Below are 14425 nucleotides of genomic sequence, written 5' to 3'. Positions count from 1 at the left end.
CTACAATCCTGCCATGCATATCGTCATTCCCGGGGCGCTGCCCGAACCTGAAGTCGCTGCCGAACTGGCGTCCCATCTGGCGCAACGCGCCCCCACCCTGGCCCGCTGGATGGGCCTGGGCACACCCCGGGCAGTGGCCTGTCCGGCCGCGGACGCCTGGTGTACACCGCTGGAACACTGGCTGCTGCACGCCCGCGGATTCGCGCCTGTACAAGATGAGCATATTAGCGCAGGTCTGGGGCCGCTGCGCCTGCCCGGCGCCGATGACGAGCCCGTCTGGCTGGCCGAGCTGATCCACATGGCGCCCTCGCGCGACGGTGCGGCCCTGCTGCCGGCCGACACGCTGGCGATCACGGCAGAACAATCCGGTGCGCTGCTGGCGTCGGCGCGCGAGATGATCGACGAAAGCGGCATCGGACTGACGCCGGAGACTCCCGATACCTGGCGGGTGCGCTGGCCCGAACCGGTGCGGCTGGCTTGCGCCAGTCCGGCCCTGGTCGCCCTCAGCGCCGTCAATGACTGGTGGCCTCAGGATCCGGTCGCGCGCCCCTGGCGGCGCCTGATCAATGGCCTGCAGATGGCCTGGCATGAACATCCGGTCAATCGGCAGCGCCAGCAGGACGGCCTCGCGCCGATCAACAGCCTGTGGCTGTACGGCGGCGCGCGGCGCAGCCAGCTGAGCCGCCCGCTGCCCGACGATCTGCGCATCGAAACCGCCTTGCAGACCCCTGCCGTCACCCAGGACTGGGGCGGCTGGATCGAGGCGCTGGCTGGTTTGGAGCAACGCTGCTTCGCCCCCCTGGCCGACACGGCCCCCACTCTGGTGCTGACCGGTCGCGAACACTCGGTCGAGCTGGATGCCCGCGCGGGCTGGCTGCGCCGCCTGCGGCCACACGACTGGAGGCGCTGGTGGTGCGACCGCTGATCCTCACACGCGACACCGATCCGGCCCGGACCCGGGCGCTGACGGCTGCGGGCGCGCATCCGCTGCTGGCCCGCCTGTGGGCCGCCCGTGGGCTGGATCAGGCCGGGCCGACCGAATGGGCTGCCCTGATCCCCCCGAACCGGCTCAGCCACGTCGACCAGGCCGGTGCCCTGCTGGCCGACGCCATCCAGGCCGGGCAGCGGCTGCTGATCGTGGCCGACTATGACTGCGACGGCGCCACCGCCTGCGCCGTCGCAGTGCGCGCCCTGCGCGAGATGGGCGGCCAGGTCGATTTCCTGGTGCCCAACCGCTTTGAAACCGGCTACGGCCTGTCTCCGGCCGTGGTCGAACTGGCCTGCCGTCACCCGGCCGGCAAACCAGACCTGCTGGTCACGGTGGACAACGGCATCGCCAGCATCGAAGGCGTCGCGGCTGCGCGGGCCGCCGGCATCGAGGTCATTGTCACCGATCACCACCTGCCCGGCCCAGCACTGCCCGACGCACTGGCCATCGTCAATCCGAACCAGACCGGTTGCGGCTTTCCCTCCAAGCACCTGGCCGGTGTGGGGGTGATTTTCTATGTCATGCTGGCACTGCGCGCCGCCTTGCGGGCTCGTGGCGTCCTGCCGCCCAAAGGCGGCCCGAAACTCGAGGCCTGCGCCGATCTGGTCGCCCTGGGCACCGTCGCCGACGTCGTGCGCCTGGATGCCAACAACCGGCTGCTGGTGGGTCAGGGCTTGCGGCGCATCCGGCAGGGCCGCATGCAGGCAGGTCTGGCCGCCCTGTTCGAAGTGGCCGGCCGGGATCCGGCGCGGGCGAACACCAACGACCTGGGCTTTGCCCTGGGACCTCGCATCAACGCTGCGGGCCGCATGGCCGACATGAGTCTGGGCATCCACTGCCTGCTCGAAGACGATGCCGCCCGTGCCCTGGAACTGGCCCAGGCGCTGGACGAGATCAACCGCGAGCGCCGTGCGCGGGAAACCGTCATGCGCGACGAGGCCCTGGCGCATCTGGACGCGCAGGCCCTGACACGCGCCGCCAGCGTCTGCGTCTGGCAACCCGGCTGGCATCAAGGCGTGATCGGCCTGGTGGCCTCGCGCCTGAAGGAAACCTACTGGCGGCCCGCCCTGGCCTTCGCGCCAGACGACGGCGACACCCTGCGCGGCTCGGGCCGCTCAATCCCCGAGGTCCATCTGCGCGACGTCCTGGACCTGGTCAGCAAACGGCTGCCGGGCGCCATCCTGCAATTCGGCGGTCACGCCATGGCAGCCGGCCTGACCCTCAGGGCCGCCGCCTTCGATGAATTCTCGCAGCAGTTCGACGATGCCGTGCGTGTCCTGGGCGCGCGCGAATCCTTCGAACCGCGCCTGGAGACCGACGGCTCCCTGGAACCGGACTACCTGACCGTGGAGACCGCCACGCTGCTGGCGGAACAGATCTGGGGCGCCGGATTTCCGCCGCCCCTGTTCCGGGACCGATTCCGCGTCCTGCATCAACGCCTGCTGAAAGACAAGCACCTCAAACTGTTCCTGGAACGCGACGGCCTGCGCCTGGACGCGGTCTGGTTCAACCACACCGAGCCGCTGCCCGAGGACATCGAAGCCGTCTATCGGCTGGACTGCAATACCTGGGGAGGACGCAGCAGCGTGCAATTGCTGATCGAGGACGCCCGCGCCACACCCTGAGCGCGCAGGCTCGTCCCGCTGCGCTCTGCTCTGCTCTGCGCCATCCCGCCCCGCTTCGTCCTGTCAGGGCAGTCATCCCGCCGAGGCGGCGATCCCGGCGAACGGCCATCGACGGCGCCATCGTTCACAAAGACGGCGGACGGCTCGTCCGCTGGCTGCTCCTGGCGGGCCACGCCGCGAGCAGCAGCCCCGCCAGAGCCAGGGCAAAGGCCAGCGCACGGGACAGACCAAACGGCTCGTCCAGCATCCAGACCCCGACACAGGCCGACCCGACCGGCAGCATCACGGTGAACACCCCCGCGCGCGACGCCGGGACCCGGCGCAGGCCGGTCATCCAGAGCCAGATGGTCCAGCTCGACGCCAGCCCATAGAACGCCAGCAGCCCCCAGATAGGCCCGGCGACCCCTCTGAAATCGAAAGACCAGGCCACATACACGCCGGCCGGCAGCATCAGCACGAAACCCCACAGATTCATCAAGGCACTGATGCGTCGCGACGACAGGACGGCCGTCAGGCGCTTGCCGATCACGGCGTAGCACGCCTCGCACAGCACCGCACCGCCCAGCAGCACATAGCCCAGCCAGGGGCCCCGCCCACTGGCTTCAGACTGACCAGCACCTGATTCATCAGGACCGACCAGGGCCAACAAGGCAATCCCCGTCACGGCACAGGCAATGGCCGCCAGAACCCGGGGACGGATCGCTTCGCGCAGCACCAGCCGGCTGAGCACTGCGATCGTGGCCGGGATGGCCGACATGACGACCCCGGCCGCCACGGCGCCGCTCAGGCTCACGCCCAGCACCATGAACACCGTGAACAGAAAACTGCCGATGAAAGCCTCCAGAAACATCAGCAGATGCAGGCGCGAGGAGAGCGGGGATTCCGTCGTCGGCCGGCGCAGCCAGTGCTGCATCCCGACAAGACCGATGCCAAAGCGCAGCCAACCCAGCAAAAAAACCGAGAACACGGCCGCCAGCGGCTTGCTCAGGGCCACACAGGCGCCCACCACGAACATGCTGATCGCCAGACTGCCGTAGGAAAGCCACGGCGGCGCCCCGCCCTCGTCTCGCGCGCCCGGTGTCATGGCGTCATGCCGACACCCGGATGACCGGATGGATTCATCCACACGGCGGGCGCCCGCACGATCATGCGCGCGGCTGCCGCGAGGACAGCACGATGCCGCCGATGATCAGGGCAAAGGCCGCTGCATGGAACAACCTGGGACGCTCGCCCAGCAGCCCCAGCGACAACAGGGCCGCAATCAGCGGCGTCAGATTGTTGAAAAACCCCGCCAGCGTCGGTCCGACGCGCTGCACCCCCGCGCCCCAGCAGCGAAAAGCGATGACCGCCGGCCCCACGGCCACAAAGGCCACGGTCAGCGCCAGGGGCCAGCCCCAATCGACCCGCCAGTCCGTCAAGCCCCACTCGAAAGCGGCGAACAGGCCCGACCAGACGACGCCATAGACCACCTGCCCCAGCAGAAAACCGGCCCAATGCGCCCGCACCGGCGCATCGGCCGGTACGCGGGTCAATTGCCAGCTGTAGAAGGCCCAGATGAGCGTGGCCAGCACCATCAGCAGATCGCCGGCCACGAAATGCAGCGCCAGCAATTTTTCCCAATCCCCTTGAGACAGGACGACGGCCACACCGGCCAGCGACAGTGCCGAGCCCGCCACCTGGGCGGGCCGGATCGCCACGCCGTAAAACACCCGGCCCACGATCAGCATCCAGACCGGCATGCTGGCGGCCACCAGCGTCACGTTCATCGGCGTCGAGGTATGCAACGCCAGATATTGCAGCGAATTGAACAGTCCGACGCCCAGCAGCCCCAGCAGGGCATAGCGTCGCCATTGCCGCCAGATGTCGCTGCCGCTCCGCAGCACGTGATAGCCCAGGGGCAGCAGCAACACCAGCGCCACCGCCCAGCGCAGGAAATTCAAGGTCAGGGGCGGCACCATCTGGGCCACCGCCCGGCCGATGACGGCATTGCCCGCCCACAGCATGGGCGGGATCAGCAGCAGGGCCAATGTGCCGGGATTCAGACGTTCGTTCATGTGCAATCAGAAAACGGAGTTCAGCGCAGATTCTAATCGCACCGGGCCACACCACGCCCCTGAGGCTCAAGCTCGAGGCCTGCCGGCAGACTCTCGTACGGGCTGTCGCACAATGACCTTGCGCTTCTCAGGCGCAGCGCGATTCCAGTCATCAAGATAGATTTCGCGGTAGGCGCCCGCTGGCTCAAGACCTGCTTGAGACAAATGACTGGAGTAGAAATTTTCCAAGATCATGGGCAGGTCGCTGATTTTACCGATATGAAGGAATTGAACGCATTTTCCTTCAGTCACCGCCTCCCGGCGCAAGACGGGTTCATCACCCAGTTCAGGACGCATTTCGGAAACCGATGCCTCAAAGCGCTCTGAATCCACCCAGACTGGCAACGTGATCTGCGCACGCCATTTCCATTCATCACGACGCCCGGCTGCCAGATCGCTCATGTCGTCAGCCCAATACAGGATTTCCAGGGGAGCCTCGATAAAGCGTCTGCCCATACGCGCACGCGCCTCGCGCCTGATACGGCCGGATCGAGCGTCGGAATCACGGAATCCCGCTCAGACTCATCTGATATTGGACAGGGCTGATTCTGTTGGACAGGGCTGATTCTTGACATAAGATGTCTCAAGCATTATCATATAAGTGCTTGATAATCAGCGGTTTTCAATTCTGGCGGCTTTTTTGCCAGTCCGAGCGGGATTTGTCCCGTCTTCCCTTCGGGAGCGTTGCGCTCCTGCCTGGATTCTGATCGTCCCCGCGACCTCGCCCGCATGCCGCGCCACAAAGCGTCGTGTGCCCGCTGATTCTTTGTTTCACTTACCGGAGCGCACCACAATGGCCAAAGAAGAATTGCTCGAAATGCATGGATCCGTGACGGAAGTCCTGCCGGATTCCCGTTTTCGCGTGACCCTGGACAACGGGCACCCGGTCATCGCCTACACCGGCGGCAAGATGCGCAAGCACCATATCCGCATTCTGGCGGGCGATCAGGTCACCCTCGAAATGTCGCCCTATGACCTCAGCAAGGGACGCATCACCTTCCGTCATCTGAACCGGGGCCCGGGCAACAACGCCTCGGCGCCTCGGCGCCGTTCGCACTGACCCTTCCCATCCGGCGGCGCCACGGCGCCCGCCCGATGTGCTTCATCACCTCATCAATGACAGTCCGGCACCGTCTGGTCCAGGTAGACCTCGAAGGCGATGTCTCGGGTTTGTTGCCGTGCCAGCTCATGCAGCCGGTCCGGTGACGTCGCCTGACGCACTGCGGCCCGGCGGGGCTCAGACAGATCCTCTCGTGTCAGGCGCATCAGCCGCTGCGACCGATAAGGTTGCAACTGCGCCGAGAATTTCCGCCACTCCGGAAACATCAGCAGTTGCTTCATGAAATCCTCGTCCTGCACGGCGGCATCGCACTGGCCAATCCTCAGTGCCAGCAAGGCATCGGTCGCCGAGGCATAGATCTGTTCGAGCGCACCGAAACGCGCTGACAATTCGCCCGGTGAGCGGCTGTCGGCGCTCAGGCACACCGTCCGCCCGCTCAGATCCGACCACGCATGAATGTCGGTATCGGTGCGCATGATCGCCATGGGCGCAGCGGACCAGTCCAGTTCCGCCCGGCGCACCTCCCGCGGCAGCGCGCGCCCGGCCGGCCACACCCCTACCCAGGCATCCAGCGCGCCCTCGGCGACCCGCTGCGCCGCCCATTCGGCCGCCACCGCCTGCAGGGGCGCAGCGCCCTGTCCCATCTGCCCGGCCAGCGTCTCGATCCTGGCCGGGGTGCGGACCTTGGCGCCCGGCGCTTGCGGCGCGGGCACGTCGGCCACACCCAGGCGCCAGTCACCACTCGAAGCCTGTCCCGTCACGGTACCCACCGATTCCGCCGCGCCGGCACGCGGGAGGATCAGCGTCCCGGCGGCCAGCATGACCGCCACACCGACCCGAAGGCATGAGAAGCATGAATGCGCGGGCGCTCTCATGACGCTGCGCGTCCAGGCTGCCAGCCGGGACTCACACATATTGATAGCGCAGCACTTTGCGCTTGATGTTTTCCAGAAAGACCTGATCGATCAGCGTGGCCAGGATGGCGATGGTCAGGATATTGGCCATCACCCCCACCATGTCGGCGGTCTCGCCCGCATAGGCCAGCGATCGCCCCAGCCCTTGTCCGAAGCCGATCAGCATCTCAGCCGAAATCAGCGCCCGCCAGGCGTTGCCAAAGGCCAGCTGGGCGCCGGTGATCAGTTCGGGCATGACGGCGGGCAGATACACGCGCCGCAGCATGTCCCAGGGATTGGCCCCCATGACGCGCGCCGCCGACACATGGGTCTGCAACACGCTCTCGGTCGCGTTCATGACGGACAGGGCGGCCGGAAAGAACGCCGCCAGCGCGATGACCACGATGATGGGCACATTGCCGAAACCCATCAGAATCAGGAACAGCGGCACCCAGGCGATGGACGGAATCGATTGCAGCACGATGATGGCGGACTTCAGCACTTCGCGGAAAAACACCAGCAGCCCGCCGGCCAGGCCAAACCCGATCCCGAACAGCAGCGCGAAACCGTAGCCCACGCCCAGCCGCCCCATGCTGCCGGCCAGGATGGCGCGGAATTCGGCGGTCTGAATGTCGTTCCACACCCGCGCCAGCACCTTGGGCACTCCCGGCATCAGGAAATCCGGCAAGGTCCAGGCGGCCATCTGCCAGAACAGCAGAATGGCGGCGATGGCGATCAGCATGGCCAGCTTGCGGGCCGCGGGAGAAATACGTCGTTTTTTACTCATGAGTTCCAGACACGGCATGGCCGAGCACAAGCTCGGCCATCAGGATTTCAGCCTCTGCGCGCGCTGCGGCAAACCGCGATCCGCGCGCAAGGCCCCGGGAGCGGGGCGCCATTATCGCACCCCCTCGCCCCGCACATCAAAGATTGCGGGCGTGCTGCCAGTCCAGATCGACGATCGATTTCACGTCGTAGGGCTGGCCGTCCTTGGTCTTGAGCGAGCCGCGGGCCTGCATGATGTCGGCCACTTCCTGCATGCGCTTCAGGTCCTGCGGCGTCAGCGCCGCGCTGAAGGTCTGGGTCTGGATCGCCTTGCTGATGACCTGCTCGCGCGGCACTTCGCCATGCGCCAGGGTCTTGAGCGTCGGCTCGGCGATGAAATAGCCGGCGATCAGCCGGGCGGCTTCGTCGGGTTTTTTCTGCAACAGTTCGATAGCCTCGCGCTGGGCATCGAGTGATTTCCAGACCAGTTCCTTTTTGTTTTTCAGGGTCTCACCCGAGGTGATCGTCACCATGCAGGGGAACGGCCAGACCTCGCCGACCTCGTAGATCTGCTTCACGGGCGCGATCAGCTGGGCGATGCTGGCCTGGGGCTCGAACAGGAAGGCGGCATCCACGCGCTTGCCGACCAGAGACTGGACCGCCACCTGCGGGCTCACCCCCAGAATCGAGACGTCCTCGGGCGCCACGCCGGCGTTCTTCAGCACCACACCACGCAAGACGGTATCGGCAGTGCTGCCCTCTTTTTGAGAAGCCAGCGTATGGCCCTTGAGGTCGGCCACATCCTTGATGCCGGCGTCCTCACGCACCACCAGGGCATGAAAACCGCGTTGCGCCCCGCCCACGACCTTGAGATCCGCGCCGCGCGAGGACCAGGAAGCGGCATTGGTGAAGCCCAGCACACCAGTATCGAGCTGACCGCCGACAATGGCCTTGATCAGGTCGGTCCCCGACTTGAACTCGACCAGTTGCACGTCCAGCCCCTGCTTTTCGTAGAACTTGCCCTCGTAGGCGGCGATGGCCTGGGCATCGTCCATCACACGGATGTAGCCGATTTTCAGGGGATCGGCGGCCTGTGCCTGGGACGCCAGTGTCAGGGCGGCAAGAACGGGAATCAGGAAACGGCTGAATTTCATGCTGCAAGTTCCTCGGGGATGGAAGGTAAGGGTTCGGTGTCGTCGACGATGCCCAGCAGGCCGAGGATTTCCCGGCGCATGGCGGCAAAATTCGACAGATCATGGGTCTTTTCGGCGTCCGACAGATGGAATTCCTTGAGGACGCGAGAAGGCCGGGCGCTGAAGACCAGGATGCGGTCAGCCAGAAACAGGGCCTCGTCCACATCGTGGGTCACCAGCAGCACCGTGGGCCGGGTCTCACGGATCAGCGTGCGCAACGCGTCCTGCAGGGTCATGCGGGTCAGCGCGTCGAGCGCCCCGAAGGGCTCGTCCAGCAGCAGCACCTCGGGATGCGTGATGAAGGCGCGCGCCAGCGCGCAGCGCTGACGCATGCCGCCGGACACCTGATGCGGAAAATAATCCTCGAATCCCTTGAGTCGCACCTTGTCCAGCCACAACCGCGCCTGGCGCCGCGCCTCGGCCCGGCCGACTTTCTGCAATTCCAGCGCCATGGCCACGTTCTGCGCCAGGGTCAACCAGGGATACAGCGCGTTTTCCTGGAACATCAGCATGCGGCTGGGATCGGGTTTGCGCACCGGCTGGCCGTCGACCAGCACCTGGCCGAACGAGGGTTTTTCCAGCCCCGCGGCCATGTGCAGCAAGGTGGACTTGCCACAGCCCGACGGCCCGACCAGGGCGACCAGTTCGCCCGGGGCGATATCGCGCTCGAAGCGTTCGACCACCCGCAGGTCGCCGAAATGCTTTTCTACCTGTCTGAAAGAAAGATTCATAGAGAGAAGGAAACCCGCTGAAAGAAGGCTGATTCGACAAGATGTTCAATACTTTAACGACCGTGCTTAATGCGCAACAACGATTTGTTCACCATTTCTTTATTGCCATGAGAAATATAAAATCATCGCAGGCCGCCATGAAACCGGACCGGCATTGGATCGAGTCCGGGTCGCGGCGCTACGATAGGTCATCTCCATGCTGTGGAATGCACATGCCCCGCCCGTCCCTCTCTGATCCGATCGCCCGGCTGCTGGCCGTCCACGCAGAGACCCGCCGCCACCTCCAGGCGGTCGCCCGCGATGACACCCCGCTGGCGCCGCCCTTTGCCGACTGGATCGAGGGGCCGGCCCGCATCGCGCACGACATCCTCGAACAGCAGCTGTTTCCCGCGCTGATCGAATCCATGGCGGGCTCCGATGCCGTGTGCCTCCAGGGCATGACCGGCGGGCTAGCGCGCGACCGCGCCGACCTGGACCGGCGCTGGCGGCAGATCATCCGGCCCGCCCTGGCCTGCGCGCCCACATCCGCCGTGCCAGACGCCCGGGAGGCGCTGGCCGCCTGGGCCGGTGATTATCTGGCCTGGCTGGAACGCGCCGATACAGAACTGCTGCCGATGGCGGCCCGCCTGCTGGATGACGCGGCGCTGGACGGACTGGCCGGCGACTGCGCCCGACTCGATCGCTGACGCCGCCGAACGGTGCGCCCCCCGATCGCTGCCCCCCGATCGCTGTCCCCTCCGATCGCTGGCCTGCCCGATCACGCATCCATCCATCGTGGGCCCGCCCGAGCGGAACGACGATTTCTAATGGTTTATCCGTGTCGACGCGATCACCGTTTTTTGCCTATACTCCCGCTGTTTCAGCGGATGGACAGTCAGCTGATCGTCAGCCGCGCACCATGCATTCTCTCTTCATGGTGACTTCAACTCCGGAGACCCCCTCATGAAATTCACGACCACCCGTCTTGCTGCCGCCGTCGGCCTGTCTCTGACGCTGGGTCTGGCTGCTGCCACCGCCCATGCGGCCCCGATCGTCATCAAGTTCAGCCACGTCGTGGCCGAGACCACGCCCAAGGGTCAGGGCGCGCTCAAATTCAAGGAGCTGGCCGAGGCCGCCCTGCCCGGCAAGGTCGAGGTCCAGGTGTTCTCCAATTCGCAGCTCTTTGGCGACGGCAAGGAAATGGAAGCCCTGCTGCTGGGCGACGTCCAGATCATCGCCCCGTCGCTGGCCAAGTTCGACCGCTACACCAAAAAACTGCAGATCTTCGACCTGCCCTTCATGTTCGACGACATGGCGGCCCTGGATCGCTTCCAGAGCGGCCCCAAGGGTCAGGAACTCCTGGATTCCATGAAATCCAAGGGCATCAAGGGCCTGGCCTACTGGCATAACGGCCTCAAGCAGCTGTCCACCAACCAGGACAAGCTCACCCGCCCCGAGGACATCAAGGGCCTGAAATTCCGCATCCAGTCGTCCGACGTGCTGGAGGCCCAGTTCCGCCAGTTGGGCGCCAACCCCCAGAAACTCGCTTTCTCCGAGGTCTACCAGGCCCTGCAGACCGGCGTGGTCGACGGCGCGGAAAACCCCTGGTCCAACATCTACTCGCAAAAATTCTACGAGGTCCAGAAGACCATCGCCGTCACCAACCACGGCGCCCTGGACTACATGGTGATCACCAACGCCGGCTGGTGGGACGGTCTGCCTGACGACGTGCGCGCGGGCCTGCAAAAAGCCATGGCCGGCGCGACGGAATACGCCAACAATCTGGCCGCCCAGATCAACGACCGCGACCGCAAGCTGATCTCCGAGGCCGGCAAGGCGAAAATCCAGACGCTGACCAAGGAAGACGTCGCTGCCTGGCGCGCCGCACTGCGTCCGGTCTGGGACAAATTCCAGGATCAGATCGGCAAGGACATCGTCGACGCGGCGGTCGCTTCGAACCAACAATAAAGGCACGGAACTTCCGATCGCCTGAAAACGGCCGCCTCCCAGCGGCCGTTTCATATCCTGAACAGGAGGCCCCGCCATGACAAGATCCTGGCTGGAACACATCGAGGAAGGTCTGATCGCCTTTCTCCTGGCCGCCATGACCGTGGTGACATTCGCGCAGGTCGTGGCCCGCTATATTTTCAATTACAGCTTCACCTGGGCGCTGGAATTGACCATGTATCTCTTCGGCGCCCTGATTTTCCTGGGCATCTCCTACGGGGTCCGGGTCGGCGCGCACATTGGGGTGGACGCCCTGGTGCGCATCCTGCCTGCCCGGATTGCCCACAAATTCGCCATCGTCAGCACGCTGCTGTGCATCCTCTACGCGGCCATCGTCGTCTACGGCGGCTGGGTCTACGTGAGCAAGATCTACACCATCGGCATCATGGCCCAGGACATCCCCATTCCCCAATGGGTGCCGCGCATCGTGCTGCCGCTGGGCTACATCCTGCTCATCTGGCGCCTGGGCGAGGTCCTGTGGCGTCTGCTGCAGGGAGGCCAGGCCTCCCTGCTGGGCGATGAGGTCGCCGACGCCATGAAATACCGCAGCGATGACGATTCCAAGGGAGACGCCGCATGACTACCATCGCCCTCTTCGTCCTGCTGTTCGTCTTCATGTTCCTGGGCATGCCCGTGGCGGTCGCCCTGGGTCTGTCCTCGCTGCTGACCATCATGGCCTTCGGCCAGGACTCGCTGGCTTCGCTGTCGCTCAAGCTCTACGAGACCTCCGAGCACTTCACCCTGATGGCGATTCCCTTCTTCGTGCTGGCCGGCGCCTTCATGACCACCGGCGGCGTGGCCCGGCGGATGATCCGCTTCGCCATCGCCGCCGTCGGCCATCTGCATGGCGGCCTGGCGATCGCCTCGGTAATGGCCTGCGTGCTGTTCGCCGCGGTTTCGGGCTCCTCGCCCGCCACCGTGGTCGCCGTCGGTTCGATCGTGATCGCCGGCATGGTGCGCGCGGGCTACACGGAGTCCTTTGCCGCCGGGGTGATCTGCAATGCCGGCACCCTGGGCATCCTGATTCCGCCGTCCATCGTCATGGTGGTCTACGGCGCCGTCACGGAGACTTCCGTGGGCGCGCTGTTCATGGCCGGGGTCGTCCCCGGGCTGCTGCTCGGCCTGGTGCTGATGACGGCGATCTATCTCGTCGCCCGCATGCGCAACATGCCGCGCCAGCCACGCGCCAGCCTGGGCGAGGTCATGACGGCCGGCCGCGACTCGATCTGGGGACTGCTGCTGATCGTCATCATTCTGGGCGGCATCTACGGCGGGATTTTCACCCCGACCGAAGCCGCCGCCGTGGCCGCCGTCTACGCCTTTGCCATCGCAGTCTTCATCTACCGCGATATCGGCATGAAACAGGTGCCCGAGGTCCTGATCGACGCGGCCAAGGTGACCATCATGCTGATGTTCATCATCGCCAACGCCCTGCTGTTCGCGCACGTGCTGACCACCGAGCGCATTCCGCAGGCGATCGCCGAGCAGATCATCGCCTGGAACATGAGCGACTGGCAGTTCCTGATCGTGGTCAACATCCTGCTGCTGGTGGCCGGCGCCTTCATGGAGCCGACCGGCATCATCCTGATCCTGGCCCCGATCCTGTTCCCCATCGCCATGCAAATGGGGATCGACCCGGTGCATCTGGGCGTGATCATGGTGGTCAACCTGGAAATCGGCATGGTGACGCCCCCGGTGGGCCTGAACCTGTTCGTGACGGCCGGCATCACCAGGATGAGCATCGGACAGGTCATCCGCGCCGCCTTCCCCTGGCTGATGCTGCTGGTGACCTACCTGGTCTTCATCACCTACGTCCCCGCCGTCAGCCTCTGGCTGCCGAACCTGCTCAGCTGATCGGGCGAGCCCGGACCTTCGGGGCCGGGCATTCACCGCAAACCATCATCCCGCTCAGGCCGGGGCGCCACGCCTTCGCACCAGACGCAGCAGGCGGCGCACCATGGCGATGAACGTCACCAGCCAGCCGAACCAGGCGACATACAAAAACGTCACCGGCAAAAAGCCCAGAAAATCAAAGCCCATCGCGCGGTTCATCTGCCAGGTGCTGGCCGCGTACATCCCCAGGGGGAAGATCGCCCCCCAATACAACGGATCGTAGCTGAACGGAAAACGCTGGAAGACGTGGCGCCAGATCCCCAGCACCAGCAGCATCGGGATCCACCAGGTTCCGGTCGCCCAATAGAACACGGTAAAGCCCCTGAGAAAGGGCAGCAGCGACACGAGATAAGGCGCATGGGGCGCGTTCTGGATCAGCAGCGACCCGGCCAGCGTGGAGATCGCCATGGCGCCCATGTTGATCCAGTACGGCGGCGACAGATCGCCCGGAGAGAACGGGAAAAAAGTATAGCGGTAGAAAATCAGCGACATCATCCAGATGTACAGCATTCCGCCCCACAGCCACATCGACAGCGCCACCAGGTTCAATTCGAGCCGGAACGGCTGTCCGATCCGGGCGGCCAGCAACGCCCCCGAGACCGCCAGCGCCTGGGTTGCCACCACCGCCAGCAGCCAGGCGCCGCTGATGCCTTTGTCCAGGGGGGGTTTTTCCTTTTTGACCGTGAAGGTCGTAAAGATCGTATACGTCAGGCCCACGCACAGGATCACGGCAAGCCACCACAGGCCAAAGCCCATCAGCAGCCCCTCATGCAGCAGGATGGACTGGCTCGCCAGGATCCCCGTGGCGGCCACCACCGTGAAATAGCCGGGCCCCCGGGCATGATCGATCATGTCGCCAAAAAAACGCCGGGGAAACAGACAGGCGCGCAGCAGATAGACCAGCCACAACACCGCATACTGGATCACGTTGAGGACGAACAGCGCCCGCGCGAGCTGCGGGTAGTCCATCATGTTCGACGCCAGCGAAACGATTCCGGTCGCCATCACCAGGCCAAAATAGGCTGGAGACAGCTCGCGCAGGAGTTCATGCCACCAGGGCGGCGACGCCCCCTCCACAGGCTTTAACGCGCGCGCGGCGGCGGGGATGGGCACACGGCGGTCCGGGTCCGGTGCTTGCATGGCGGGGCCTCCTTTGGGTGGTACACCGTTCTCGGGCGCTCTGATTCAGAGCGCGCTA

Annotated in this window: 15 protein-coding genes; 7 read left to right on the top strand and 8 right to left on the bottom strand. The window is 65.2% G+C overall.

Features of this window, described 5'->3' with window-relative positions; translation table 11 throughout:
- Positions 1–13 precede the first annotated feature (13 nt).
- The gene (locus tag ACK5JE_RS11500; protein ID WP_416801847.1) at positions 14–925 is read left to right on the top strand and encodes a hypothetical protein; all 912 of its coding nucleotides are present in this window, start codon (positions 14–16) and stop codon (positions 923–925) included.
- Positions 910–2613 (top strand): single-stranded-DNA-specific exonuclease RecJ, encoded by a 1704-nt coding sequence (gene recJ / locus ACK5JE_RS11495; RefSeq protein ID WP_416801846.1) that lies wholly within the window; start codon positions 910–912, stop codon positions 2611–2613. Before ACK5JE_RS11500 ends, recJ begins: the two co-directional genes overlap by 16 nt.
- A gap of 124 nt (positions 2614–2737) precedes the next feature.
- Here recJ and ACK5JE_RS11490 read toward each other — a convergent pair whose 3' ends face one another.
- The 3 genes from ACK5JE_RS11490 to ACK5JE_RS11480 all read right to left on the bottom strand — a co-directional run bounded on the left by ACK5JE_RS11490 (position 2738) and on the right by ACK5JE_RS11480 (position 5108).
- Positions 2738–3697 carry a DMT family transporter gene (locus ACK5JE_RS11490; RefSeq protein ID WP_416801845.1) on the bottom strand — a complete coding sequence of 320 codons (960 nt, stop codon included), beginning with the start codon at positions 3695–3697 and terminating at the stop codon, positions 2738–2740.
- A 61-nt stretch (positions 3698–3758) separates the two neighbouring features.
- Positions 3759–4667, bottom strand: a complete 909-nt coding sequence (locus ACK5JE_RS11485; protein ID WP_416801844.1) for a DMT family transporter — start codon at positions 4665–4667, stop codon at positions 3759–3761.
- A gap of 66 nt (positions 4668–4733) precedes the next feature.
- A complete protein-coding gene (locus ACK5JE_RS11480) occupies positions 4734–5108 on the bottom strand; it encodes a hypothetical protein (RefSeq protein WP_416801843.1) in 375 nt (124 codons plus the stop codon).
- Between the two features lie 391 nt (positions 5109–5499).
- Between ACK5JE_RS11480 and infA the strand changes: the two genes are divergently transcribed.
- Complete coding sequence (gene infA, locus ACK5JE_RS11475) at positions 5500–5766, top strand: translation initiation factor IF-1 (protein ID WP_416801842.1); 267 nt, start codon at positions 5500–5502, stop codon at positions 5764–5766.
- A 53-nt stretch (positions 5767–5819) separates the two neighbouring features.
- On the opposite strand, the gene ACK5JE_RS11470 is transcribed toward infA, so the two are convergent.
- The 4 genes from ACK5JE_RS11470 to ACK5JE_RS11455 all read right to left on the bottom strand — a co-directional run bounded on the left by ACK5JE_RS11470 (position 5820) and on the right by ACK5JE_RS11455 (position 9348).
- Entirely contained in the window at positions 5820–6587 is a 768-nt protein-coding gene (locus ACK5JE_RS11470; RefSeq protein ID WP_416801841.1) for an ABC transporter substrate-binding protein, read from the bottom strand.
- 85 nt (positions 6588–6672) lie between these two features.
- Positions 6673–7446, bottom strand: coding sequence for an ABC transporter permease (locus tag ACK5JE_RS11465; protein WP_416801840.1), 774 nt, complete (start codon positions 7444–7446; stop codon positions 6673–6675).
- Positions 7447–7582: 136 nt separating this feature from the next.
- Complete coding sequence (locus ACK5JE_RS11460) at positions 7583–8578, bottom strand: ABC transporter substrate-binding protein (protein WP_416801839.1); 996 nt, start codon at positions 8576–8578, stop codon at positions 7583–7585.
- Complete coding sequence (locus tag ACK5JE_RS11455) at positions 8575–9348, bottom strand: ABC transporter ATP-binding protein (RefSeq protein ID WP_416801838.1); 774 nt, start codon at positions 9346–9348, stop codon at positions 8575–8577. The genes ACK5JE_RS11460 and ACK5JE_RS11455 overlap by 4 nt, the downstream gene beginning before the upstream one ends.
- Before the next feature lie 212 nt (positions 9349–9560).
- Between ACK5JE_RS11455 and ACK5JE_RS11450 the strand changes: the two genes are divergently transcribed.
- The 4 genes from ACK5JE_RS11450 (at position 9561) to ACK5JE_RS11435 (ending at position 13188) form a co-directional block, all read left to right on the top strand.
- Complete coding sequence (locus ACK5JE_RS11450; RefSeq protein WP_416801837.1) at positions 9561–10034, top strand: hemerythrin domain-containing protein; 474 nt, start codon at positions 9561–9563, stop codon at positions 10032–10034.
- A 256-nt stretch (positions 10035–10290) separates the two neighbouring features.
- Entirely contained in the window at positions 10291–11295 is a 1005-nt protein-coding gene (locus ACK5JE_RS11445; RefSeq protein WP_416801836.1) for a TRAP transporter substrate-binding protein, read from the top strand.
- Between the two features lie 76 nt (positions 11296–11371).
- Complete coding sequence (locus ACK5JE_RS11440; RefSeq protein WP_416801835.1) at positions 11372–11914, top strand: TRAP transporter small permease; 543 nt, start codon at positions 11372–11374, stop codon at positions 11912–11914.
- Entirely contained in the window at positions 11911–13188 is a 1278-nt protein-coding gene (locus tag ACK5JE_RS11435; protein ID WP_416801834.1) for a TRAP transporter large permease, read from the top strand. Before ACK5JE_RS11440 ends, ACK5JE_RS11435 begins: the two co-directional genes overlap by 4 nt.
- Positions 13189–13242: 54 nt before the next feature.
- On the opposite strand, the gene ACK5JE_RS11430 is transcribed toward ACK5JE_RS11435, so the two are convergent.
- The gene (locus ACK5JE_RS11430; protein WP_416801866.1) at positions 13243–14334 is read right to left on the bottom strand and encodes a tellurite resistance/C4-dicarboxylate transporter family protein; all 1092 of its coding nucleotides are present in this window, start codon (positions 14332–14334) and stop codon (positions 13243–13245) included.
- Positions 14335–14425 lie beyond the last annotated feature (91 nt).

Origin of the sequence: Castellaniella sp. (genome assembly GCF_047971665.1) — a bacterium.
GTDB lineage: Bacteria > Pseudomonadota > Gammaproteobacteria > Burkholderiales > Burkholderiaceae_B > Castellaniella.
This window is presented reverse-complemented; position numbering and strand designations above follow the sequence as displayed.